The following is a 23544-nucleotide window of genomic DNA, read 5'->3' on the forward strand; positions in this document are numbered from 1 at the left end:
ATATATTTTTGTTTTCACTAAAGAATGGCACGAAAAAGCCCCGAAAATCGGGGCTTAAAAATGTCAGCAAGGACACTTGCCGAGCTTGCCTGCCTGGCTGGGAAAACGGGCCTCAAGGCAGTAGCGATGAAAGGCTCGCTCATCCATTGGCGTTTGCCCAGGATGGTGCTCACGCATATGCTTCAGATAAGTTTGATAGTCATGAACGCCAACCATTAAGCGAAAACTTTGCTTCAATCCCTGCCATATTTGTTGCCAGCGATTAAGAGTTTGCCCGGTGGCCTGGGGTGCGATCGGTAAGCAATGCTGAATGTGCCAGACACCAATCGGTTTTTTCCAGCGATGAATGGACTCAGACATTCCGCACCTCCTTACGGAGGGAGACTTCGGATTCATGGGTGGTAGGTACCTGACTGCCCAGGGCACGGCGAATAACAAAGAACGCTGCAATCAACATGGTCACGGCCACCAGCATAAAGAAGCCACACAGGGCCGCGTTAATTTGATTGCTAAATACGATAGTTTGCATGTCTGCCACGGTTTTCGCCGGAGCGATAATCACCCCCTCATCAATTCCTTTACGGAACTTGTTGGCTTGCGCAAGGAAGCCAATGGAGGGCTTCTCGTGGAAAATCTTCTGCCAACCGGCGGTCATGGAGGTCACAAACAGCCAGGCGGTCGGTAAAATCGTCACCCACGCGTAACGCTGTTTCTTCATTTTGAACAGCACCACGGTGCCGAGAATCAACGCCATTGAGGCCAGCATCTGGTTGCCAATGCCAAACAGCGGCCAAAGGGTATTGATGCCGCCCAGCGGATCGACGACACCCTGGTAGACAAAGAAGCCCCATCCGGCTACGGCCACCGTGGTGCCCGCCATATTGCCCAGCCAGGAACGGTTGTTGGCCATGGAGGGCACCACGGTGCCGACCAAATCCTGCACCATAAAGCGACAGGCGCGGGTACCGGCATCGACCGCCGTCAGGATGAACAGCGCTTCAAACAGAATGGCGAAGTGATACCAGAACGCCATCATCACCCGGCTGTTAAATACCTCGGTGATGATGTGCGCCATCCCCACGGCGAAGGTTGGTGCGCCACCGGCCCGCGAGAGGACAGTACTTTCACCCACATCGCGCGCGATACCGCTCAGCATCTCCGGCGTCACGACAAAGCCCCAGCCGTTAATCACCTGTGAGGCACTTTCCACCGTCGTACCAATCAGCGCGGCAGGGGCGTTCATAGCAAAATAGACGCCCGGATCGAGCACCGAGGCACATATCAGCGCCATGATCGCCACGAAGGATTCCATCAGCATCGCACCATAGCCGATGAATCGGATATGACTTTCACGCTCCACCAGTTTTGGCGTGGTGCCACTGGAGACCAGCGCATGGAAACCGGAGATGGCGCCACAGGCGATAGTGATAAACAGGAACGGGAACAGCGCACCGGAGAACACCGGCCCACTACCGTCGATAAATTTGGTCACCGCCGGCATTTTCAGTTCCGGCATGGCGAACAGAATCCCAACCGCCAGCCCGATAATGACACCGATTTTCAGGAAGGTTGAGAGGTAATCACGCGGAGCCAGCAGCAGCCACACCGGCAGCGAAGAGGCGACGAAGCCATAGATAACCAGCACCCAAGTCAGTTCGGTGCCTTTCAGTGTGAAGAGCGGCCCCCAATAGGGATCGGCAGCCACATCGCCACCGTAAATGATCGCCGCCATCATCAGCACAAAACCGATAATCGACACTTCAGCGATCTTGCCGGGGCGCAGATAGCGCATATACACGCCTATAAACAGCGCGATTGGAATGGTTGCAGCGATGGTAAACAGTCCCCACGGACTGTTGGCTAACGCTTTCACCACCACCAGCGCCAGCGCGGACAGGATGATGATCATCACGCCAAGCGCACCGAGCATGGTGACCACGCCAGCAAACGAACCCAGCTCCTGACGTGCCATTTCACCCAACGAGCGACCATCACGACGGGTAGAGATGAACAGGATCAAGAAATCCTGCACCGCACCAGCCAACATCACGCCAACCAAAATCCAGATGGTGCCAGGCAGAAAGCCCATCTGCGCCGCGAGAATCGGGCCAACCAGTGGACCGGCACCAGCAATCGCCGCAAAGTGGTGGCCGAACAGTACCCATTTATTGGTCGGCACATAATCGAGACCATCATTCAGCCGCTCGGCAGGCGTGCGGCGACGGTCATCCAGTTCGAAAATACGTTCAGCGATAAACAGGCTGTAGAAGCGATACGCAATGCTGTAGCAGGCAACGGACGCAATAACCAGCCAGACGGCGTTGACGTGTTCGCCACGGCTGAGCGCCAGCATGGCAAACGCACCCGCACCAATTAACGCCACCGCTAACCAGATCAATCCGGTTTTGACGTTGTTCATGAGTTAACTCCTTGTAGAGACCGGGAAAATAGGCGATCGGATACAACAAGTTAAAAGTAATGTAATGAATTGTTAACGACAGGGAATCGAATCAGAAGTGTGAAGCGGAAGGCAAATTTAACATCAGATAAAACTTAGGGGGAAAAATGCGGGATAACGGCTGTTATCCCGCAGATATTCATGCTCAGGCAGCCGGGCGCGCCACCACGCTACGGGTTTCCATACGCACTTCGGCGATGGTCACGTCGATAATGTCGGTCACGCGATAAGCGACTTCGCCTTTGATCTGCACGGTGCCGCTCTCTTGTGAGCACACCAGTTCATCACGCACCGCGTGGATGAACGGGGCAGGGATAAAGGCAACCGCACCGTTCTCCAGCAGACGCACGCGCATACCGCCACGAGACACATCGATGATTTCGGCGCTGAACTTGCGGTCAGTTCCGGCAGACGGCGCGAGGAAGCGCGCATACAGCCAGTCACCGACATCACGTTCGGCCATGCGGTTCAGGCGACGACGCTCACTCATAATGGTGGTGAACTCGTCTTTTGGACGGGCAATGCTGTCGCCGCGCACAATGGCTTTCAGCAGGCGATGGTTGATCATATCGCCGAATTTACGAATCGGCGATGTCCAGGTTGCATAGGCTTCGAGACCCAGACCAAAGTGCGGACCCGGTTCGGTGCCGACTTCAGCGAAGCTCTGGAAGCGACGAATACGGCTATCGAGGTACTGGGTTGGCTGGGCATCCAGCTCACGACGTAGCTGGCGGAAACCTTCCAGCGTGGTGATCGCCTGTGGATCCACGGTGATACCGTGACCGGCCAGCACGCCAGCAGCTTGCTCCGCATTGGCCAGATCGAAGCCGGTGTGCAGGTTATAGATACCGAAGCCCAACTTCTCCTGCAGCACGTTGGCCGCGCAGACGTTAGCCAGAATCATCGACTCTTCAACGATGCGGTTGGCGATGCGGCGCGGCTCAGAAATGATATCCAGCACTTCACCTTTTTCACCCAGCACAAAACGGTAATCAGGGCGATCTTTGAACACCAGCGCGTGAGTTTGACGCCACTCGCTGCGCGCCAGGCACACACGATGCAACAAGTGAATCTGCTCGGCAATCGCCTCGTTCTCTGGCTGCCAGCTACCGGCGTTTTCCAGCCAGTCTGACACTTCGTCATAAACCAGTTTGGCTTTAGATTCGATCCATGCGGCGAAGAAGTGCACTTCGCCCGTTACGCTGCCATCTGGCGTGAGCGTCACGCGACAGGCCAGCGCTGGACGACGCACATTTGGGCGCAGCGAACAGATGTCATCAGACAGTTCGCGAGGCAGCATAGGGATGTTGAAGCCAGGCAAATAGTTGGTGAAGGCGCGCTTTGAAGCCAGCTTATCCAGCTCGCTGCCTTCCGCTACGTAAGCGGTCGGATCGGCAATCGCGATGGTCAGCTGCAGATTGCCGTCAGCCTGCTCTTCAACATACAGCGCATCATCCATATCTTCGGTGCTGGCGCTATCGATGGTGACGAAGTTGAGCGCGGTAAGGTCTTCGCGCTGCAAGTGCTCATCCAGCATTTCGCCGAAGCCAACTTTCGGGGCTTCGCGTTCCAGATTATGGCGCGACAGGGTGACCCACCACGGCGCAAGATGATCGTCCGCAGTGACAATGAATTCGGTCAGTTCAGCATAGAATCCGCGATCGCCTTTCAGCGGATGGCGGCGCATTTCCGCCACGGCCCAGTCACCATTCTGAAAATCATGGGTGACGTCACGGGCAGCGCGGCACTGAATCGCCTCTTTCAGCAGCGGATGGTCAGGCACAATCGACAAACGATCGTCCTTCTTCTGCACGCGGCCCACAAAGCGGGTCAGGAACGGCTCAATCAGGGTTTCCGGCTCGGCGCTCTCGCGATCTTTATCAGTGTGGATCACCGCAGAAATACGGTCACCGTGCATCACTTTTTTCATCTGCGGAGGGGGAATGAAGTAGCTTTTTTGGGCATCGACTTCGAGGAAGCCAAAGCCTTTTTCCGTGCCTTTCACAACACCTTCGGCGCGCGGAGTTTGCGCGTGAAGCTTCTCTTTCAGCTGCGCGAGCAGCGGGTTATCCTGGAACATAATGTATTTAGTTTCGTGGCCTAAGAGCGGTGGACAGTTTTACGCGAATCAGGGGCGCGCGGCAAGGCCAAAACAGGCTAAAAAGCCGCATTACGCGGCTTTTTACCTTCTGATAACGCTGACGACTCAGGCGATACGTTGGGTCGGTACAGCGGCGGTTAACGCCAGTTTTACCGGCACCGATTTCGAGGTCGGCGTCCCGCTGCCGTCACCATAGCTGGAGAGCGGCACCAGCGGGTTGGTTTCCGGATAATAGGCCGCGAGGTTACCGCGCGGAATGTTATACGGCACCAGCTTAAAGCCACTCACACGACGCGTCAGGCCATCATTCCACAGCGTTTCGATATCCACCAACTGGCCTTCACTGAAGCCGAGTGACGCCATGTCATCCGGGTGGATAAACACCACTTCACGCTGACCATACACGCCGCGGTAGCGGTCATCGAGGCCGTAAATGGTGGTGTTGTACTGGTCATGCGAACGCAGAGTTTGCAACGTGAACGGCACCTCCACTTCGCTGCCCAGCTGTGGGAACAGCGAGGTTGGCAAGGCTGCCGCGCTGAACTCCGCCCGTTTGCTTGGTGTATTAAAACGCAACTCCGCTGCTGCGCTACCCAGGTAGAATCCACCCGGAATATCACACTTGTTATTGAAGTCAGCAAAGCCAGGAATGGTGGCACCAATGTGATCGCGGATCACGTTGTAATCATCGGCCATGCCCAGCCAGTCAATCTTGTCACTGCCCAGCGTGGCGTGTGCAATACCGGCCACAATCGCGGTTTCGGAGCGCTGGGTGTCTGCCAGAGGAATACCCACACCTTCTGAGGCGTGCACCATGCTGAAAGAGTCTTCAACGGTGATGAACTGGTTACCGCTGGCCTGACGATCGCGCTCAGTACGGCCGAGCGTCGGCAGAATCAAACCTTCGTGGCCCGGCACCAGATGGCTGCGATTGAGTTTGGTGCTGATATGCACGGTCAGACCGCAATGCTGAAGCGCTTCCTCCGTCACCGGGGAATCGGGTGCGGCAGCCGCAAGGTTGCCGCCCAGGGCGATCAGCACTTTCACTTCATCACGCAGCATCGCGCCAAGCGCTTCAACGGTGTTATGACCGTGTTCACGCGGCGGTTCGAAGCCGAAATGCGCGCCCAATGCATCAAGGAACGGCTTATTGGGTTTCTCATCGATCCCCATGGTGCGGTTCCCCTGCACGTTACTGTGTCCGCGCACCGGACACAGGCCAGCGCCTTTTTTACCCAGCTGTCCAAACAGCAGTTGCAGGTTGGTTATCTCACGCACTGTATCAACGGAGTGTTTATGCTGAGTCACGCCCATCGCCCAGGTAATAATGACACGCTCAGCGCTTTGGTAGATCGCGGCAGCTTCCCGAATCTGTGCTTCGCTCAGACCGGATTGACGCACGATATCGTCCCAGCGCGTGTTATCCACGGCAGCCAGATAGCTCTCAATGCCATGGGTGTTTGCGTCGATAAATTCTTGATCGAAGATGCCCGGTTCACCCGCAGCTAAACGCTCGCGTTGCACTTCCAGTAGGGTTTTCACCATACCGCGAATCGCTGCCATATCGCCGCCGAGATTGGGCTGATAATAGGCAGAACTAATGGTTCCCGCCATGGAGGTGACGACTTCCAGTGGTTTCTGCGGGTCGGCAAAACGTTCTAACCCACGCTCGCGCAGTGTGTTGAACGTCACAATTTTCGCACCGTGATCGGCTGCGTGGCGCAGGCTGTGCAGCATACGTGGATGGTTAGTGCCCGGATTTTGACCGATAACGAAAATTGCATTGGCGTGGTCAAAATCATCGAGACGAATGGTGCCTTTCCCAACGCCGATGCTGCGCTTCAAGCCGGTGCCGCTGGCTTCGTGGCACATGTTGGAACAGTCAGGGAAGTTATTGGTGCCCATCACGCGGCCGAACAGCTGATAGAGCCATGAGGCTTCGTTACTGGCGCGACCGGAAGTGTAAAGCTCCATCTGGTCGGGATGGTCCATCGCCTTTAGATGACGGGCAATCATCGCCAACGCATTGTCCCAGCTGATTGGTTCATAGTGGTCGGTTTCGCTGTTATAGCGCATCGGATGGGTCAGGCGACCCTGATACTCCAGGAAATAGTCGCTCTGTTGATACAGGGTGCTCACGCTGTGTTGAGCGAAAAACTCGGGCTCCACCACACGGCGTGTCGCTTCCCAGGTCACCGCTTTAGCGCCGTTCTCACAGAAGCTGAAGGTGCTCTTGTTGTCATCACCCCATGCACAACCCGGGCAGTCAAAGCCACGCGCTTTGTTCATGCGCATCAAATTGCGCATGTTTTTCAGCGCAGCTTTACTATCAAGGACGAAACGGGTGGTAGCTTCCAAAGAGCCCCAGCCGCCAGCAGCGGCACGATAAGGCTGAATCTTACGTTTAAATTTCATAGTCGTTGCAGGCTTATTGTTTATGAATTGTTATCAGAATATGACTTCTGTTGTGAGGAAGTGTGCGACTGACAGCAAAAGTTGTCTAATTGATTGGTTTAATGGTGCGATAGGCGGCGTTTATCGCGTTCAAACAGTCAGAAGCGTGATGTGGTTCAAACTTTACCTGCTGGCAGGACAGCGTCGCGACGTGACAATCCAATAACTGGCTAATAATTGCTCTTTCAATTGATGAAAGGGCGCGCACCATGAAGAATCTTGCCAGCCAAATTCACGCCTTCGGTAAAGCCTTAATGATGCCGATCTCCGTTATTGCCGCTGCCGGTATCTTTCTCGGTCTGGCTGCGGCGATGCAGAATCCCGCCGTCACCGGTGATGCCTTTGCCAATCTACAGGTACCACAGCTGATTATTGGCTTTATCCGCAAAGTGGCGGCGGCTCTATTTGCCAATCTGCCCGTGTTCTTCGCCGTTGCCAGCGCCATCGGTCTGGCGAAAGCGGAGAAGCCTACTGCGGCTTTTGCGGCAGTCATTGGCTATGTCGTGATGAATGTGGGCATCAGTGCTACGCTGGCCGCCAAAGGGCTGACGGCGGCCACCACGACCCCAGAAGCCTTACAGCAAGCAGGCCTGGATCAAACCACGGCGATGATGACTTCGGCAGAGTACATCGAGATGCTGGGCATCTTTACTTACAACATGAGTGTGCTTGGCGGCGTGATTGCCGGGCTGGTCACCGTGGCACTGCATAATCGCTTTTACACGCAACCATTGCCGACGGCGATTAGCTTTTTCGGCGGGCGGCGCTTTGTCCCCATCGTCACCGTTATCGTCTTGCCGCTGATTGGCGTGCTGCTGGCCTTGATCTGGCCCACGATCGGCGAAGGCATTGCCTGGGTCGGCAAGATGATTGGGAAAAGCGGCCAGTACGGCGCGTTTCTGCTGGGAACCGGCGAACGTCTGCTTATCCCGACTGGCTTGCACCATATCCTCAATGAAACAGTGCGTTTCACCCCTATCGGTGGCATGGCGACGGTGGACGGGCAAACCATTGTTGGTGCACTGAATATCTTCAACACTTCGCTCACCAATCCAGGCGCTATACCTGATGAGACGGTGCGCAGTGCCACCCAATTCCTGGCTCAGGGTAAAATCCCGGTGATGATGTTCGGCTTGCCTGCTGCTGCATTGGCGATCTACCACACCGCGCGTCCGGAGCATAAACAGCGGGTTAAAGCGCTGGTGATGGCAGGTGCGTTGACTTCCTTCACCACCGGCATCACTGAACCGCTGGAGTTCTGTTTTATCTTCGTATCACCGGTGCTCTACATCCTGCATGCGTTATTGACCGGCCTGTCATTTATGCTGATGTCGATGCTGCATTTAATGATCGGCAACGTGCAGGGCGGCGCCATCGATCTGGTGGTGTTCGGTATTCTCGGCGGCAGTAAAACCCAATGGTGGTGGACGGTAGCGCTGGGGGTGATTTATGCGCCGATCTACTATTACGGCTTCCGTTTTGTCATAACGCGCATGCAAGTGGAAACGCCGGGGCGTGAATCGGATGAGGAGCCGCAAACCGCGCAGGTGACGGGGGATGAACGCACTCAGGTGATCATCAGCGGGTTGGGCGGCGAGGCCAATATAGAGGACGTCGATTGCTGTTTCACACGCCTGCGGGTGCGCGTGAAAGAGATGAAAGAGGTGGTGGATCAAACGCTGCTGACTACCGGAGCTAACGGGATTAACCGTGTCAGCGATCACGATGTGCAGGTGATTTACGGTCCGCAGGTGGAGAAAATTGCTAACGAAGTAAAAAGTGCATTAGGCGTGGCGTAACACACTTAGTTATCATGCTAATAATAAAATGAGCAATCAATGTTAAATGCAGTTTGCCCTAATTTGCGAAGATGCATTTGCCCCTTCAAGAGCTAAGCCATTAAGAGTGCCGGAGATAAGCGCCGGGTGGGGCATCAACTTTCCACCGAAGGCTGCCGTAGGGCGGCCTTTGTGCTTTTTGCATGGTGAAACGGATAAAGCCGCGCGGGTTTGCTAACATATCGCAATCGTGACTTCAGGGTGGATGCCAAAATCGACATCAAGCAATTGATTTATTTATGCAATCTTGAGCGTGAACGCCATTTTGGCCGCGCGGCAGAGGCCAGCTTTGTCAGTCAGCCGACCTTATCGATGCGGTTAAAAAACCTTGAGCGCGAACTGGGTTTATCGCTGATCAATCGCAGCAACAACTTTGATGGATTTACGCCGGAAGGGGAACGCGTGCTGACCTGGGCGCGTGAGATCGTGTCGGTCTACTCGGGCCTGAAACTGGAAGTCGAATCGCTGAAGCACGGCGTCAACGGCACGCTGCGACTCGGCGTGATGCCACAGTGCAGTGTCGCGTTACCGGCGTTACTCAAAGCGGTTGAAACGCGTTATCCGCAGCTGGATTATCGCGTCTCCGCCATGAGTGCGGACCAACTGCTGGAAGCCCTCAACAGCCATACGGTGGACGGTGGGATTGGCTTCTTCGAACTCACCGCTCTGCGAGAATTACACTTTCAGACCGCGCTGTTAAAAGACCCCGGCGTGGAGGCGATTTTTAATCCTCAGCACTTCCCGGATTTACTGCAGCACGACACGGTTTCACTTTCGCAACTGGCGCAGTTTCCGCTGTGCCTTGCGGAACCCACGCGCTATTTCCGTCGTTACGTGGATAGCCAACTGCGCGAAACCGGTTTGCTACCGCGAGTGATTGTGGAAAGTGCCTCGATTATGCAGCTATTACAGAGCGCGCAGGTGGGATTAGGCGTGATGGTGTCGCCGCGCGGACATTTACTGCCGGAAATGCTGCAAAATCTGGCGCGGAGGCCGATTGCGATGGCGCCCATGGGACGCCAGGCTGCGTTAGTGATTGCTGAGCCGGGCAGGGCATCGCCGCTGGCTCAACATTTCTTTGACGAAGCGCGACGGCATCTGCCGGATTAATGCGTTTCGCCCAGCGCCATCCCTAACCTATCCTGCCAACTGGCAAACGCCACTGCCTGCAACAGTGTGAAAATGCGCTCGGTTCCCCATCCCGCATTCAGTAAAGGCTGCAGGTGTGCTGCGCTAAAGCGCTCTGGCATGCGAACCAACTGGGCGCAAACGCCAATTAACGGCTGCGTTTCACCCGCTTTATCAACATCCGCCAGCAACGCTTCGCGCTGACTGCCGGCATGACGTGCGAACTGGCGCTGACAGCCCAGGATGCGCGCACTGGTTGCCAGCGCCAATGCGGTTTCCTCGTCATGATTTTCGCTGATGCGCTGTTGCAGGGTTGCCCAGCCATACAACGCCTGCGCGTCATGCACCAGCAACCAAACCGCATCGTCCAAACCTTCTATACCCTGACAAAAGGTGATCGCCGCCAGTTGATCGGCGCTGGCATAGCGCAATTCAACTGGCTTAAGTGCGTGCTGCCATGCAACGTCACGGGCAAAGAACGTGACATCAGCATCCGCTGGTGGTGATACGCCGGGTATCCAGCGTACCGGTAAGCCCATCATGGCTTGCAGTGCCGCAACGACTCGCGCCTGATAGCTGACGAATCCTACCAGTTGATTGAGAGTGACGATATCTGGCTCAGTGAGCCCGACGGCATCCAGGGCGCTGATACCAGTGACATTGATCAGTGCCGGTTGCATCGCCAACTGACGCGCGTACTGGGTGATTTGTGTCAGGCGGTTATTACTCTCGCGAGAGGAATCCGGGCCCGGCAGGGGGTTGAGGCGCGCCGAGTAGTGATTACACAGTCGCTGCACACCGGCAACCTGCGCCACTGTCAACGCGGTACTGAGACGATCGTAGAGCGTTAAGGTATGCGTGAGTGAGTTGTTCAGCGTATCCGGCAGCAAAATCTGGCTCAGATCGCGCGCGGCCAGTAACGCTGGCTGGAAACGAGTAAACAGGGGCTGCAGTGCAGTGGCTTCCTGTTGCAGACCTAATAAAAAGCGATCTTCGAGATAGGCGGCTTCGGGCACTAATGGCGCAGTGGCCTGGGTGTGCGGGCGAGTCTGGCTTTCATAAAACCAGTGGTCATGGCCGGGAGAACGGCGTTGTTCCATGGTCATTCCTTGCGCAAAAAACGGTCTGGGTACGCGACGGGCAAATCTGAAAAGCGCATCGCCACCAAAAGGCTAGCTTATCGTCGCTGAAGCACTGGCTGTGGCAAAAGAATGAAGGGGAATAATTAAGATCGAATGAATCTATACGCCTGAAAATTCAAGCGGTAGCTAGCAGGGAGAGGTGAGTTTGCGGGAGATATCAGTCGAAAGTGAACAGGGCGAAAATCGGCGAAGACAGCCGAGACTTCGCTAAGAAAAAAGGCGAGCACCCGGCTCGCCTTCAGAACTTATTTCAGTTCCAGCTCGTTCATCGCGGCAATGCTGAAGCCGCCATCAACGTGTACCACTTCACCAGTGATACCACCCGCCAGATCAGAGCACAGGAAGGCCGCAGAGTTACCCACGTCTTCGATGGTGACAGTGCGGCGAATTGGAGTAACGGCTTCACAGTGAGCCAGCATCTTACGGAAATCTTTGATGCCTGAAGCTGCCAGAGTACGGATTGGACCCGCTGATACGGCGTTAACGCGCGTACCTTCAGGACCCATCGCGTTCGCCATGTAACGTACGTTGGCTTCCAGAGACGCTTTAGCCAGACCCATTACGTTGTAGTTCGGGATCGCGCGCTCCGCACCCAGATAAGACAGGGTCAGCAGGGCTGAGTTCGGATTCAGCATCGCACGGCACTCTTTTGCCATCGCCACGAAGCTGTAGGCAGAGATGTCGTGAGCGATTTTGAAGCCTTCACGGGTCACGGCGTTCACGTAGTCACCATCCAGCTGATCGCCAGGTGCGAAACCAATTGAGTGAACAAAACCGTCAAATTTTGGCCAGGTTTTTGCCAGTTCGGTGAACAGCGCAGTGATGCTCTCGTCTTCTGCCACATCGCACGGCAGAACAATGTCAGAACCCAAATCTTTAGCGAACTCTTCCACACGACTTTTCAACTTGTCGTTCTGGTAGGTGAAAGCCAGTTCTGCGCCCTGTTTGTGCATCGCCTGTGCAATACCGTAGGCAATGGAGAGTTTACTGGCAACGCCAGTAATCAGAATGCGCTTACCGGAAAGAAAACCCATAGCTGTAATCCTTATGGTCATTGTTGTTGGCGGTCGCAATGATTAAATAGTAGGCGACCGACGTTAATCGACGTGCGGATTCTAGCACGTCTCTCTCAAATGCGGTAAATCGCACCGCGTTTTCGCGATGTGATGATCAATCAACGCACTTTGCGCCAGGCTTCAGCGGTTAAGGCTTCGCCAAAATGGCTGGTGATCAGCCGCTTAGTGAGGTCATGCAGTGGCGAGGCCAGCACATCAGCCGTGCCACCGCGTTCCACCACTTCGCCCTGATGCATCACCAGCACCTGATCGCTAATGTGCTTCATCATGCCGATATGTTGCGTCACATAAATATAGGCGATACCGTGCTTCTCCTGCAGTTCCAGCATCAGATTCACCAGCTGCGAACGCATGGTCATGTCCAGTGAGGCGAGGGCTTCATCGGCGACAATCACCTTCGGCTGCAGGATGAGTGCGCGAGCCAGCGCAAGACGCTGTTTCTGGCCGGGGGCCAGCATATGCGGATAGTAACCGGCGTGATCGCGCAGCAAACCCACCTGGCGCAGTGTGGCAATAATGCGCTTCTCTCGCGCTTCATCATCCAGTTCGGTATTCAGGCGCAGCGGGAAATCGAGGATCTGACTGACGCGCTGGCGCGGATTAAGCGAGGTCGAAGGATCCTGAAAAATCATGCGAATACGCTGGCTGCGATAACCGTAATCGCCATACTCCAGCGGATGATCGTCAATCAGCATCTCACCTGCCGTCGGGGCCACCATGCCGCTCAACATTTTCGCCAGCGTGGATTTCCCCGAGCCGTTCTCGCCAATGACCGCTAAGGTCTGCTTCTCACGCAAGGTGAAGCTTACCCCTTTCACCGCCTCAACATGCTGTCGGCGAAACAGACCGGTGCGATAGCGATAGGTTTTACTCAGGTTGCGCACTTCCAGCAGCGTTTCCATGTTCATTGCCCCTCCACATTTAACGGGAAGTGACAGGCAAACAGATGCGATTTAGTGCCGGTGAGGCGCGGCGTCTCAATGCATTTACGCTGCGCATACGGGCAACGCGGTCCCAGACGACAGCCAATCGGTAAATGCTCCAGTGAGGGAATCGCGCCGGACAGTGTGTTCAGGCGGCTTTTATGCGGCAGCGCACTGCCAAAGTCGGGCATCGCGCGAATCAGCGCCTGTGTATAAGGATGATGCGGCGTGTCCATTAAATCTTCACTCTGCGCGGTTTCGACGGTCTGACCGCAGTACATCACGTTTATGCGATCCGCCCACTGGCTCATGGTGCGCAGGTCATGACTGATTAGCAAAATCGTGGTGTTGTTATTTTGGTTTAGGCGGCTCAACAAGCGGAATATTTGTGCCTGCGTGGTCGGTTCCATAGCATTGGTCGGCTCATCGGCGATCAGCAGACGCGGCTGATTGGCCAGCGCAATGGCGATCATCACTTTCTGGCATTCACCTTCCGTCAATTCATACGGGAAACTGCGCATGATGTCTTTGTGGTCTTTAATGCCCACGCGGTGCAACAACTCGATGGCACGCGCTTTGCGCCAGAACCATAAACGCTGATACCAGCGCCCTTTAAACGTCCAGCGTGGGATCGCCTGCATCAACTGGCGGCCGATGCTTTCAGAGGGATCCAGACAGGATTGCGGTTCCTGAAAAATCATCGACACGTTATGGCCGACAATGCGGCGTCGTTCGCGCGGCGACAAACGCAGCAAATCGATATCATCGAACACCATACGATCGGCGGTGACGCGCCAGTTGTCTTTGGTTACGCCGCAAATCGCTTTCGCAATCAGACTTTTGCCGGAGCCGGATTCACCCACCAGCCCACGCACTTCACCTTCACTGAGCGTCAGATTAATGCGATCAACGGCCTTCACCGGACCTTCTGAGGTCATGAACTCGATAGTGAGATTACGAATATCCAGTAACGGCATTATTCAGCTCCCGCTTCTACAGCACGACGGATGCCATCGCCCAGCAGGTTAACGATCAACACACTGACCATCAGCGCGACGCCGGGCAGCATCACGGTCCAGGGCGCGACATAAATCAGCTCCAGCGCATCGCCCAGCATCGCTCCCCATTCCGGTGAGGGCAGCTGTGCCCCTAAATCGAGGAAACCGAGTGCGGCAATGTCGAGAATGGCCATGGAGAGTGAACGCGTAAATTCCCCGACCAGCAGCGGCAGGACATTGGGTAGCACCGCGTTCCACAGAATATTCAGATTGCGCGCGCCATCCAGACGCAGCGCCACCACGTACTCTTTTTCCATCTCGTTATGTACCGCAGTATAGATCTCCCGCACCAGGCGCGGAATGATTGCCAGCAATACCGCCAGCATGGCGTGTTCAAGGCGTGGGCCTAAAAAGGCCACCACAATGATTGCCAGCAGCAGCGAAGGGATGGAGAGCAAGGTATCCAGCACGTGGTTCATTACCGCAGAGCGCAAACCGTGGGTAATGCCGGCCAGCACCCCCAGGATCAGGGCGCAGATCGCGGCTAAAACCGTCACCATGATGGCCGAACCAACCGTTGGCGCTACGCCGCTCAGCAGGCGACTCAATACATCGCGGCCCAAATCATCGGTGCCGAGGAAGAAGGAGACATCCCCGTAGCGCGACCAGGAAGGGGGCAACAGCTGATAGCCGAGGAACTGCTGATCAATGCCATAGGGCGACAATAAGCCGCCAAACAGGCACAGGAATAACAGGGCACCGAAGCCGTACAATCCGATCATGCCACTGGTATCACGATAAAAACGCTGCCAAAACAGACGAAACGGGCTGGGCAGCCGCTTCTCTGCATAGATATCATCGTAGGGCATACCATTCCTTGTGTTTCAACGGATTAAGCGCCGCACCCAGAATATCTGACAGCACGCTGACCAGAATCACCAAACCGCCGACCACCATCACACCGGCAGAGATGGCCGCATAATCCTGCTGACGAATGGCGTTGATCAACCAGCGGCCAATGCCCGGCCAGTTGAACACCACTTCCGTAATCATCGCCAGCGTCAGCATGGTAGAGAACTGCAAACCCAGACGCGGGATGACGGGCGGCAGCGCGTTGTGCAGCACATGGCGGCGAATCACGGTGAAGCGAGATAATCCGCGCGTGGCTGCCGCTTTCACATAGTTTTTATCCATGACATCGCTGGTGCTGCTGCGCAGTAAACGAATGACCTCGGTGGTTGGCGCGACCGCCAGGACCACCACCGGCAAAATCATATGAGTCAGGGCACTCATCAACATCTCATGGCGCCACGGTGAAGGACTCAGCCAGGCATCAATCAGTGCAAAGCCGGTCACGTTTTGTACCGGGTAGAGCAGATCAAAGCGCCCGGAAACCGGTAACCAGCCCAGTGTCAGGGAGAAGAACAGGGTGAACAGCAGTGCCAGCCAGAACACCGGCATCGAGAAACCGAGCAGTGCCAGTGCGCTGATGGCTTTATCCTGCCATTTTTTGCGCATCACACCCGCGCAAATTCCCAGCGGAATACCCACCAGCAGCGCCAGCATGAAGGCCAGAATGCAAAGCTCCAGCGTGGCGGGGAACACCTCGCGCAGTTGCAGGTCGATCAGCTGGCCGTTGGTGCTGGAAACACCGAAGTCAAATTGCAGCAGGCCTTTAAACCAGAACCACCAGGCATCGAACAGTGAGGCACCTTCCAGCGGCGCATTCGGCGTAAAGTAGCTAAGACTGAAACTCACCAGCGACAATAAAAACAGGGTGATCAGCAGCAACAGCAGGCGACGCAATATATAGATGATCATGCTTATTCCTCGCTGCTCTCATCACGGTAAACCCCGGCAAACGAGGCATTCCCGAACGGACTTAGCACCAGACCTTTAATATCATGGCGATATGCCTGTAAACGCAACGATGACGCCAGCGGCAATACCGGTAATTCCTGCGCCAGGATTTGCTGTGCCTGATCGTAGCTGTCGATGCGCGCCGAAAGTTGCTGCGACAACAGCGCCCGTTGCAATGATTCATCAAAGGCCGGTGAACACCAGTGCGCAAAGTTGGTCTGCGAGCGGATGGCTGCACAGCTCAACAGCGGCCGGAAGAAGCTATCCGGGTCGTTACTGTCTGTTGCCCAGCCGGTCAGCGTCAGATCATGATTCATCGCCATCAACTGCGCTTCCTGGAAACGGCCTTCCACCGGCGCGATGGTGACGCGCACGCCAACCTGAGCCAAATCGGCTTGCAGCAGTTCAGCGGTTTTCAGTGGGCTGGGGTTCCAGGATTGTGAGGTGGTAGGCACCACCAGTCGCAAGTGCAGATCTTCCAGCCCAAGCGCTTTCAGCGCTTCACGAGCTTTCGCCGGATTGTATTCGGTGACCCGCGCATCATTATCATACGCCCAGGACGCTCGCGGTAAAATGGAGGCGGCGGTTTCGGCAGTGCCGTAATAGATCGATTCCATCAGGCGTTCGTTATTAATGGCCAGTGCCAGCGCGTGACGCACTTCCGGGCGATCCAGTGGCGGTTTACGCGTATTGAACGCTAAATAGGCGATGTTCATGCCAGGACGCAGCGTCATGCGCAGACGCGGGTCATCACGCAAAATGGAGAGCTGGCTAGCCGCCGGATACGCCAGCACATCGCATTCACCTGTGAGCAACTTCGAAAGACGTCCTGTTCCACCCACGCCAAGATCGATCACCACCTGTTGCAGACGCGGCACACCTTTCCAGTACTGCGGATTACGCGCCAGGCGCAGATATTGCCCGGTACGATACTCACTCAGCTGAAATGGACCGGTGCCCACCGGCTCGCGATCAAGGCGCTCCTGCTGGCCTTTCGCCGTCAGCTGGTCGGCATATTCCTGCGACAGGATTGGCGCGTAATGTGTAGCAATGTGCCAAAGGAAAGAGGCATCCGGACTGTTGAGACGGATTTCTACCGTGTCGTTGTCCAGTTTTTTAACGCTTTGTACCGAGTCAGAGAACTGCAAACTATCGAAATAGGGATAGCTGCCACCGTTGACGTTATGCCACGGATGCTGGCGATTAAACATGCGCGCAAAGCTGAACACCACGTCATCGGCATTCATTTTTCGCGTGGGTTTAAACCAGTTGGTGTGCTGGAAAGAGACATCTTTGCGCAGATGAAAACGATAAGTGGCACCGTTGTCACGCACTTCCCAGCTCTGTGCCAGATCAGGAATCAGGCGATAAGTGTAAGGGTCCACATCCAGCAGGCGGTCATAGAGCTGTGCCGCCAGCGTATCCACAACCAGGCCGCTGCTGACCATTTGTGGATTAAAGGTATTGACCGTGCCATTGACGCAATAAACAAAACCGCTATTACGGATGTTATTGGTTGGTGCGGCCAGCGCAGACGCACTCAATACGCTGAGACCGAGCAGCAGCGAGGAGAATAATTTTGGCATAGAACTCAACGATTCTGAGGCAATAGCGTGAGTGTATCGCAAACGTCACGCACTCCCCAAATTCATGATGGTTCTGCGTTGCTTTTCGCCAATCTGGCGAAGAGGTAATCACAATGTTAGTGTGGAAATGAGAAAAATTCTCAATTAGGGCTTTACAGATGATAATAAGAATGATTATTATTCTTCTGCGCTTCGACGGTGGCTCTACCGAAGAAGAGCACGACATTGCTCACATTGCTTCCAGTATTAAGTTGCCCGCATTTATGCGGGCTTTTTTTGTGTGTCGTTTTTCCCGTCATCTTTTGCACTGCTGCTGCGTTGGCTGCGCGCACTAACCCCAGTCACATACTGATGTATGCTCCCGGGGATTAGCGCACTTGCCGCCTTGCATCAGCACAAAAGCTATATGGAAAACCGACCCACACCTAAGCTGTCGTTGAAAAAATTAAATGATAATGTGGGGATTTCTCCGCTAGCAGCAAAGCCACGATGTACGCCCTAATAATTACCAGGGTGCACTTTTTCATCTTATGTGGCTAAGGCTAATCCTTATCACGTGCCGGATGCGTGCTTGTTCATCATTGATCGTAATTGTTGGTACGTCATCCGCAGTAAATCGGCGCCGCAGCGTTTGCAGCACGCGCTTTGATGTTCAATCTTCATCACGTGCCTGAATGCCGTGCTTTTTCATCATGGCGCGCAATTGATGATAGGTAACGCGAAGTAATTCGGCGGCGCGGCGTTGGTTGTATTTTGCCTGTTGCAAGCTGGCTTCGACCAGGTCGCGCTCCTGCTGGTTTTGCCACTGGCGCAGATCGAGTGGCAGGGCGGGTAAGCCGCGGGTGTTGGGTTCGGAATGGGTTTCAGGCGCGGCGCTGCGCGGGGCGAACGGGTTGATGATGATGTTATCCAGCTCTTCTTCTGCGCTGTGATGGCGATACACCGAGCGTTCCACCACATTCTTCAATTCACGTACATTACCGGGCCAACTGTGGGTGAGTAGCGTGAGCTGAGCGCGCTCGCTGAATCCGGGAAACAGCGGCAGGCCGAGCTCGCGGCACATCTGGATAGCAAAATGCTCGGCCATCACCAGAATATCGCTGCGGCGTTCGCGCAACGGTGGGAGCTGCACCACATCAAAAGCGAGGCGATCGAGCAGGTCGGCGCGGAATTTTCCTGCCGCAGCTAGTGCGGGTAAATCTTCATTGGTGGCACACACCAGACGCACATTGACCTGCAAGGACTGATTGCCGCCAACACGCTCTAACTGGCCGTATTCGATGACACGTAGCAGCTTTTCCTGCACCAGCATCGGCGCGGTCGCCAGCTCATCGAGGAATAAGGTACCGGCATCAGCGCGTTCAAAGCGACCAAGATGACGTTTTTGCGCCCCGGTAAATGCCCCGGCTTCGTGGCCGAACAATTCGGAATCCAGCAGGTTTTCATTTAGCGCCGCACAGTTCAGCGACACAAAAGGCCCTTGCCAGCGGTCGGAGAGGTAGTGCAGGCGGCTGGCAATCAACTCTTTCCCGGTTCCGCGTTCGCCTATCACCAATACCGGTTTATCCAGTGGCGCGAGACGGGAAACCTGCTCCAGCACCTCCAGAAAGTTATTCGATTCGCCCAACAGGTTATCGTTACCATTTGCCATGATGAATTTCGCCACTGGTTAATCAATTTCACTACATTAATGGTTGCATGCGCGAATGTAAAATATGCAAATTGTGCAAAATCAATAAATTAAAAGTTGGCACGGCATTTGTATTAAGAAACCGTGCCCCGCACAACCACATGACAATCAGAGGAACATCATTATGGGTATTTTTTCTCGTTTCGCCGACATCGTGAACGCTAACATCAATTCCCTGCTGGAACGCGCCGAAGATCCGCAGAAACTGGTACGCCTGATGATTCAGGAAATGGAAGACACGCTGGTGGAAGTTCGCTCCACCTCAGCGCGCGCGCTGGCAGAAAAGAAACAGCTGCTGCGCCGTATCGAGCAGGCCGAAATTCAGCAGGCTGAATGGCAGGAAAAAGCCGAACTGGCCATCAGCAAAGAAAAAGAAGACTTAGCGCGTGCTGCGCTGATTGAAAAACAGAAACTAACCGATCTGATTTCAGCACTCAAACAAGAAGCCATTCAGGTTGAAGAAACACTGGATCGCATGAAAGGCGAGATCGGTGAGCTGGAGAAAAAACTCAGCGAAACCCGTGCACGCCAGCAGGCCCTGACGCTGCGTCATCAGGCGGCATCTTCTTCCCGCGATGTGCGCCGTCAGCTGGACAGCGGCAAGCTGGATGAAGCCATGGCGCGTTTCGAGTCTTTCGAACGTCGTATCGACCACATGGAAGCGGAAGCGGAGAGTCAGCGTTTTGGTAAGCCAAAAGGTCTCGACCAGGAGTTTGCCGAGCTGAAAGCTGACGACGAAATCAGCCAGCAACTGGCCGCGCTGAAAGCCAAAATGAACCGCAGCGAGTAAGGGACGTGGGGCTCGACGCTGAGCCCCTCGACCAGAGTGTTAATGATTAAGGAGAGTCAATGAGCGCACTTTTTCTCGCCATACCCCTGACGATCTTCGTGCTCTTTGTGGCGCCGATCTGGTTATGGCTGCACTACAACAACAAACGCAACGGTGGCGCGGAACTGTCATCAGGCGATATGCAGCGTCTGCAACAGCTGACGCAAGACGCGCGCCGCATGCGTGAACGTGTGGAAGCACTCGAAGCCATTCTGGATGCGGAGCATCCAAACTGGAGGCAACCATGATGAATGGCCGCAAATTGTGGCGCATCCCGCAGCAAGGCAAAGTGCGCGGCGTCTGTGCCGGTCTGGCGGAGTATCTGGATATTCCGGTGCGCCTGTTACGTGTGATTGTGGTGCTGTCGCTGTTTTTCGGGTTGTTCATGTTTACCGTGGTGGCGTACTTCATCCTGGGCTTTGTGCTGGATGAAAAGCCCGCAGATGCACCCGGCCAGCATACGCCAACTGCACGTGATTTACTGGATGAGCTGGAAACATCGTTGAAAAGTGATGAGCGTAACGTGCGAGATATCGAACGCTACGTCACCTCCGAGACCTTCAGCGTGCGCAGCCGCTTCCGTCAAATCTGATTTTTTCCGCCGGGCCCACTGCGGGTCCGCTTCACCGCATATTCTTAAGGAGTGGAGATGTACAATTCTCGTATGACTGCTCTGCGCCGCCGCGCAACACCTGCGTTGAAGTCGGCGGGGAAATTCATCATCATCAGTGCAGTAACCTATGGGCCCGGCGGGTTAGCTGGCTGGGCAGTGAAATCGGTGGCGCGTCGCCCGTTGCGCCTGCTTCTGGCGGCCGCCCTGGAACCGTTGCTGAGTAAGGCATTCAAACGCCTGTCAGCACGTTTCGTCAGGGAGATGGATGAAAAGACTGCAAAATGAACTGGCGGCGTTGATGAATCGCGGTGTTGACCGCCACTTACGCCTTGCCGTAACGGGGCTGAGCCGCAGCGGCAAAACCGCCTTTATCACCTCGCTGGTGAACCAACTTCTCAATGTACACAGCGGCGCCCGTTTGCCGCTGTTTTCCGTTGTGCGTGAAGAGCGCCTGCTGGGCGTCAAACGTGTGCCGCAGCGTGAGCTGGGGACGCCGCGTTTTACCTATGACGAAGGGCTGGCGCAACTCTATGGTACGCCTCCCATCTGGCCAACGCCGACACGCGGTGTCAGTGAAATGCGTCTGGCGCTGCGCTATCGGCCAGAGCAATCGCTGCTGCGCCACTTCAAAGATACCGCCACGCTCTATCTGGAAATCGTCGATTACCCTGGTGAATGGCTGCTCGATCTGCCGATGCTGGCGCAGGATTATCTCAGCTGGTCGCGACAGATGATGGGGTTGCTGCAGGGCGATCGTCAGCAGTGGGCGGCACACTGGCACAGCTTGTCACAGGATCTCGATCCTTTTGCCGCAGCGGATGAAAATCGTCTGGCGGAGATTGCCGCGGCCTGGACGGATTATCTGCATCAGTGCAAAACCGAGGGGTTGCACTTTATTCAGCCAGGCCGCTTTGTGCTGCCGGGCGATATGGCAGGTGCCCCGGCACTGCAGTTCTTCCCCTGGCCACAGGTGGATGAGATTCACGCCAGCAAGCTGTTACAGGCTCCCGCAGGCAGTAACTTTGCCGTGCTGCAGCAACGTTTCAACTATTACTGCCAGCATGTGGTTAAGGGCTTCTACAAAAATTATTTTCTGCGTTTTGACCGTCAGATCGTGCTGGTGGATTGTCTGCAACCGTTAAACAGCGGGCCGCAGGCGTTCAATGATATGCGGCTGGCGTTGACCCAATTGATGCAGAGCTTCCATTACGGGCAGCGCACGCTATTCCGTCGTCTGTTTTCCCCGGTCATCGACAAACTCTTGTTTGCCGCCACCAAAGCCGACCATATCACGGCCGATCAGCACGCCAATATGGTGTCGCTGTTACAACAGTTGGTTCAGGATGCCTGGCAAAACGCGGCGTTTGAAGGGATCAGCATGGATTGTCTTGGACTGGCGTCGGTGCAGGCCACCGAAAGTGGGCTGGTGGATCATCGTGGCGAAAAGCTGCCCGCGCTGCGCGGTCATCGTCTTCATGACGGCGAAGCGCTGACCTTCTATCCCGGTGAAGTGCCGCCACGTTTGCCCGGACATCAGTTCTGGCAGCAGCAAGGATTTCAGTTTGAACAGTTCCGGCCGCAGCAGTTGGATGTTGATCGGCCGCTGCCGCACATTCGCATGGATGCCGCGCTGGAATTTTTACTTGGAGATAAATTGCGATGAGCGACGAAACCCCATTAAAACCGCGCATTGATTTTGCACGACCGCTTGAAGCGGAGGCGCAGCAACCACTACGTGCGGCGCAAACTTTTAGTGAGGAAAGCGAGAGCGCGTTTCTTGCCACTCAAGAGTCAGAGCCGCTGGCAGAGGGCGAAGGTGAAAAAGTGGTTGAGGCCGCGCTACGCCCCAAACGCAGTCTCTGGCGCAAGCTGGTAGGGGCCGGCCTGGGGATTTTTGGCATCAGCGTGGTCGCACAGGGCGCTCAGTGGATGCACGATGCCTGGATCACGCGCGATTGGTTTTCACTCGGCACCGGTGTGGCTGGAAGCCTGATTGTTATTGCCGGAGCCGGGGCATTAATTGGCGAATGGCGTCGTCTTTACCGACTGCGCCAGCGAGCCGAAGAGCGGGATATCGGGCGGGAATTACTGCACAGCCACGGTATCGGTAAAGGCCGTGCATTTTGCGAAAAGCTGGCCCAGCAGGCGCAGCTCGATCAGGCGCATCCGGCTTTGCAGCGCTGGCACGCGGCGCTGCATGAAACCCATAACGATCGCGAAATAGTGATGCTTTACGCGCAACTGGTGCAACCGGTGCTGGATCGTCAGGCGCATCGTGAGATCAGCCGCCACGCTGCAGAATCGACACTGATGATTGCGGTGAGCCCACTGGCGCTGGTGGACATGGCGTTTATTGCCTGGCGCAACCTGCGGCTGGTCAACCGTATTGCGGCTATTTATGGCATTGAGTTGGGCTATTTCAGCCGCATCCGCCTGTTTCGCCTGGTATTGCTGAATATGGCCTTTGCCGGTGCTTCCGAGCTGGTGCGTGAGGTGGGGATGGATTGGATGTCGCAGGACATCGCGGCCCGTCTCTCGGCACGCGCTGCTCAGGGTATCGGTGCTGGTTTGCTAACCGCGAGATTAGGCATCAAAGCTATGGAATTATGCCGTCCGCTGCCCTGGCTGGAAGATGATAAGCCGCGTCTCGGAGATTTCCGTCGGGAACTATTGGTTCAGCTAAAAGAATCCCTGTCTAAGAGTGGGGGTAAAGCAGGGCAGACTGCTAAATAATTTCCTGTTGCTCACCTTTCACGCTGTCAATCAGGTGGAGGGTGAAATTATCTTTGTTAAATGTGATATTTGGCGGGATTATTGTGGGTCATTCCGCTACACTTCTTCACGTCAC

The 23544-nt window shown here is 55.3% G+C and carries 20 protein-coding genes; 8 read left to right on the forward strand and 12 right to left on the reverse strand.

The window, feature by feature from the left end; translation table 11 throughout:
• Positions 1-63 precede the first annotated feature (63 nt).
• The 4 genes from F3J37_RS18315 to F3J37_RS18330 form a co-directional block, all read right to left on the reverse strand.
• The gene (locus tag F3J37_RS18315; RefSeq protein WP_058959794.1) at positions 64-360 is read right to left on the reverse strand and encodes a YbdD/YjiX family protein; all 297 of its coding nucleotides are present in this window, start codon (positions 358-360) and stop codon (positions 64-66) included.
• Positions 353-2419, reverse strand: coding sequence for a carbon starvation CstA family protein (locus F3J37_RS18320; protein WP_166934978.1), 2067 nt, complete (start codon positions 2417-2419; stop codon positions 353-355). Before F3J37_RS18320 ends, F3J37_RS18315 begins: the two co-directional genes overlap by 8 nt.
• Before the next feature lie 184 nt (positions 2420-2603).
• On the reverse strand, positions 2604-4538 hold the full coding sequence (locus F3J37_RS18325) for an exoribonuclease II (RefSeq protein ID WP_166934980.1): 1935 nt from the start codon (positions 4536-4538) through the stop codon (positions 2604-2606).
• Between the two features lie 126 nt (positions 4539-4664).
• On the reverse strand, positions 4665-6974 hold the full coding sequence (locus F3J37_RS18330; protein WP_166934982.1) for an FdhF/YdeP family oxidoreductase: 2310 nt from the start codon (positions 6972-6974) through the stop codon (positions 4665-4667).
• Positions 6975-7222: 248 nt separating this feature from the next.
• Between F3J37_RS18330 and F3J37_RS18335 the strand changes: the two genes are divergently transcribed.
• Positions 7223-8812, forward strand: a complete 1590-nt coding sequence (locus tag F3J37_RS18335; RefSeq protein ID WP_166934984.1) for a PTS transporter subunit EIIC — start codon at positions 7223-7225, stop codon at positions 8810-8812.
• 252 nt (positions 8813-9064) lie between these two features.
• Complete coding sequence (locus F3J37_RS18340; RefSeq protein ID WP_166935099.1) at positions 9065-9961, forward strand: LysR family transcriptional regulator; 897 nt, start codon at positions 9065-9067, stop codon at positions 9959-9961.
• Here the strand turns inward: F3J37_RS18340 and F3J37_RS18345 are convergent.
• The 8 genes from F3J37_RS18345 to pspF form a co-directional block, all read right to left on the reverse strand.
• Positions 9958-11079 (reverse strand): CMD domain-containing protein, encoded by a 1122-nt coding sequence (locus F3J37_RS18345; RefSeq protein WP_166934986.1) that lies wholly within the window; start codon positions 11077-11079, stop codon positions 9958-9960. The genes F3J37_RS18340 and F3J37_RS18345 overlap by 4 nt on opposite strands.
• A gap of 287 nt (positions 11080-11366) precedes the next feature.
• Positions 11367-12155 carry an enoyl-ACP reductase FabI gene (fabI, locus tag F3J37_RS18350; protein WP_007892455.1) on the reverse strand — a complete coding sequence of 263 codons (789 nt, stop codon included), beginning with the start codon at positions 12153-12155 and terminating at the stop codon, positions 11367-11369.
• A 140-nt stretch (positions 12156-12295) separates the two neighbouring features.
• Entirely contained in the window at positions 12296-13099 is an 804-nt protein-coding gene (gene sapF, locus F3J37_RS18355) for a putrescine export ABC transporter ATP-binding protein SapF (protein WP_160867428.1), read from the reverse strand.
• A 2-nt stretch (positions 13100-13101) separates the two neighbouring features.
• The gene (sapD, locus tag F3J37_RS18360; protein WP_045814412.1) at positions 13102-14097 is read right to left on the reverse strand and encodes a putrescine export ABC transporter ATP-binding protein SapD; all 996 of its coding nucleotides are present in this window, start codon (positions 14095-14097) and stop codon (positions 13102-13104) included.
• Positions 14097-14987, reverse strand: a complete 891-nt coding sequence (gene sapC, locus F3J37_RS18365) for a putrescine export ABC transporter permease SapC (protein WP_097117017.1) — start codon at positions 14985-14987, stop codon at positions 14097-14099. Before sapC ends, sapD begins: the two co-directional genes overlap by 1 nt.
• Positions 14974-15939, reverse strand: coding sequence for a putrescine export ABC transporter permease SapB (gene sapB, locus F3J37_RS18370; RefSeq protein WP_034821411.1), 966 nt, complete (start codon positions 15937-15939; stop codon positions 14974-14976). Before sapB ends, sapC begins: the two co-directional genes overlap by 14 nt.
• 2 nt (positions 15940-15941) lie before the next feature.
• Positions 15942-17564 (reverse strand): ABC transporter substrate-binding protein SapA, encoded by a 1623-nt coding sequence (gene sapA / locus F3J37_RS18375; RefSeq protein WP_166934988.1) that lies wholly within the window; start codon positions 17562-17564, stop codon positions 15942-15944.
• Between the two features lie 652 nt (positions 17565-18216).
• Positions 18217-19215, reverse strand: coding sequence for a phage shock protein operon transcriptional activator (gene pspF / locus F3J37_RS18380; RefSeq protein ID WP_166934990.1), 999 nt, complete (start codon positions 19213-19215; stop codon positions 18217-18219).
• Positions 19216-19378: 163 nt separating this feature from the next.
• On the opposite strand from pspF, the gene pspA reads away from it, so the two are divergent.
• The 6 genes from pspA to F3J37_RS18410 are packed head-to-tail and all read left to right on the forward strand — an operon-like array spanning position 19379 to position 23429.
• Entirely contained in the window at positions 19379-20044 is a 666-nt protein-coding gene (gene pspA, locus F3J37_RS18385) for a phage shock protein PspA (protein ID WP_166934992.1), read from the forward strand.
• Between the two features lie 59 nt (positions 20045-20103).
• The gene (gene pspB / locus F3J37_RS18390; RefSeq protein WP_166934994.1) at positions 20104-20331 is read left to right on the forward strand and encodes an envelope stress response membrane protein PspB; all 228 of its coding nucleotides are present in this window, start codon (positions 20104-20106) and stop codon (positions 20329-20331) included.
• Positions 20328-20675, forward strand: a complete 348-nt coding sequence (gene pspC / locus F3J37_RS18395) for an envelope stress response membrane protein PspC (protein WP_166934996.1) — start codon at positions 20328-20330, stop codon at positions 20673-20675. The genes pspB and pspC overlap by 4 nt, the downstream gene beginning before the upstream one ends.
• A gap of 57 nt (positions 20676-20732) precedes the next feature.
• A complete protein-coding gene (gene pspD / locus F3J37_RS18400) occupies positions 20733-20981 on the forward strand; it encodes a phage shock protein PspD (RefSeq protein WP_034821379.1) in 249 nt (82 codons plus the stop codon).
• Positions 20962-22359, forward strand: a complete 1398-nt coding sequence (locus tag F3J37_RS18405) for a YcjX family GTP-binding protein (RefSeq protein ID WP_166934998.1) — start codon at positions 20962-20964, stop codon at positions 22357-22359. Before pspD ends, F3J37_RS18405 begins: the two co-directional genes overlap by 20 nt.
• On the forward strand, positions 22356-23429 hold the full coding sequence (locus F3J37_RS18410; protein ID WP_166935000.1) for a YcjF family protein: 1074 nt from the start codon (positions 22356-22358) through the stop codon (positions 23427-23429). Before F3J37_RS18405 ends, F3J37_RS18410 begins: the two co-directional genes overlap by 4 nt.
• Positions 23430-23544: the final 115 nt, after the last annotated feature.

It is taken from the genome of Candidatus Pantoea communis (assembly GCF_011752685.1).
Classification (GTDB): Bacteria; Pseudomonadota; Gammaproteobacteria; order Enterobacterales; family Enterobacteriaceae; genus Pantoea; species Pantoea communis.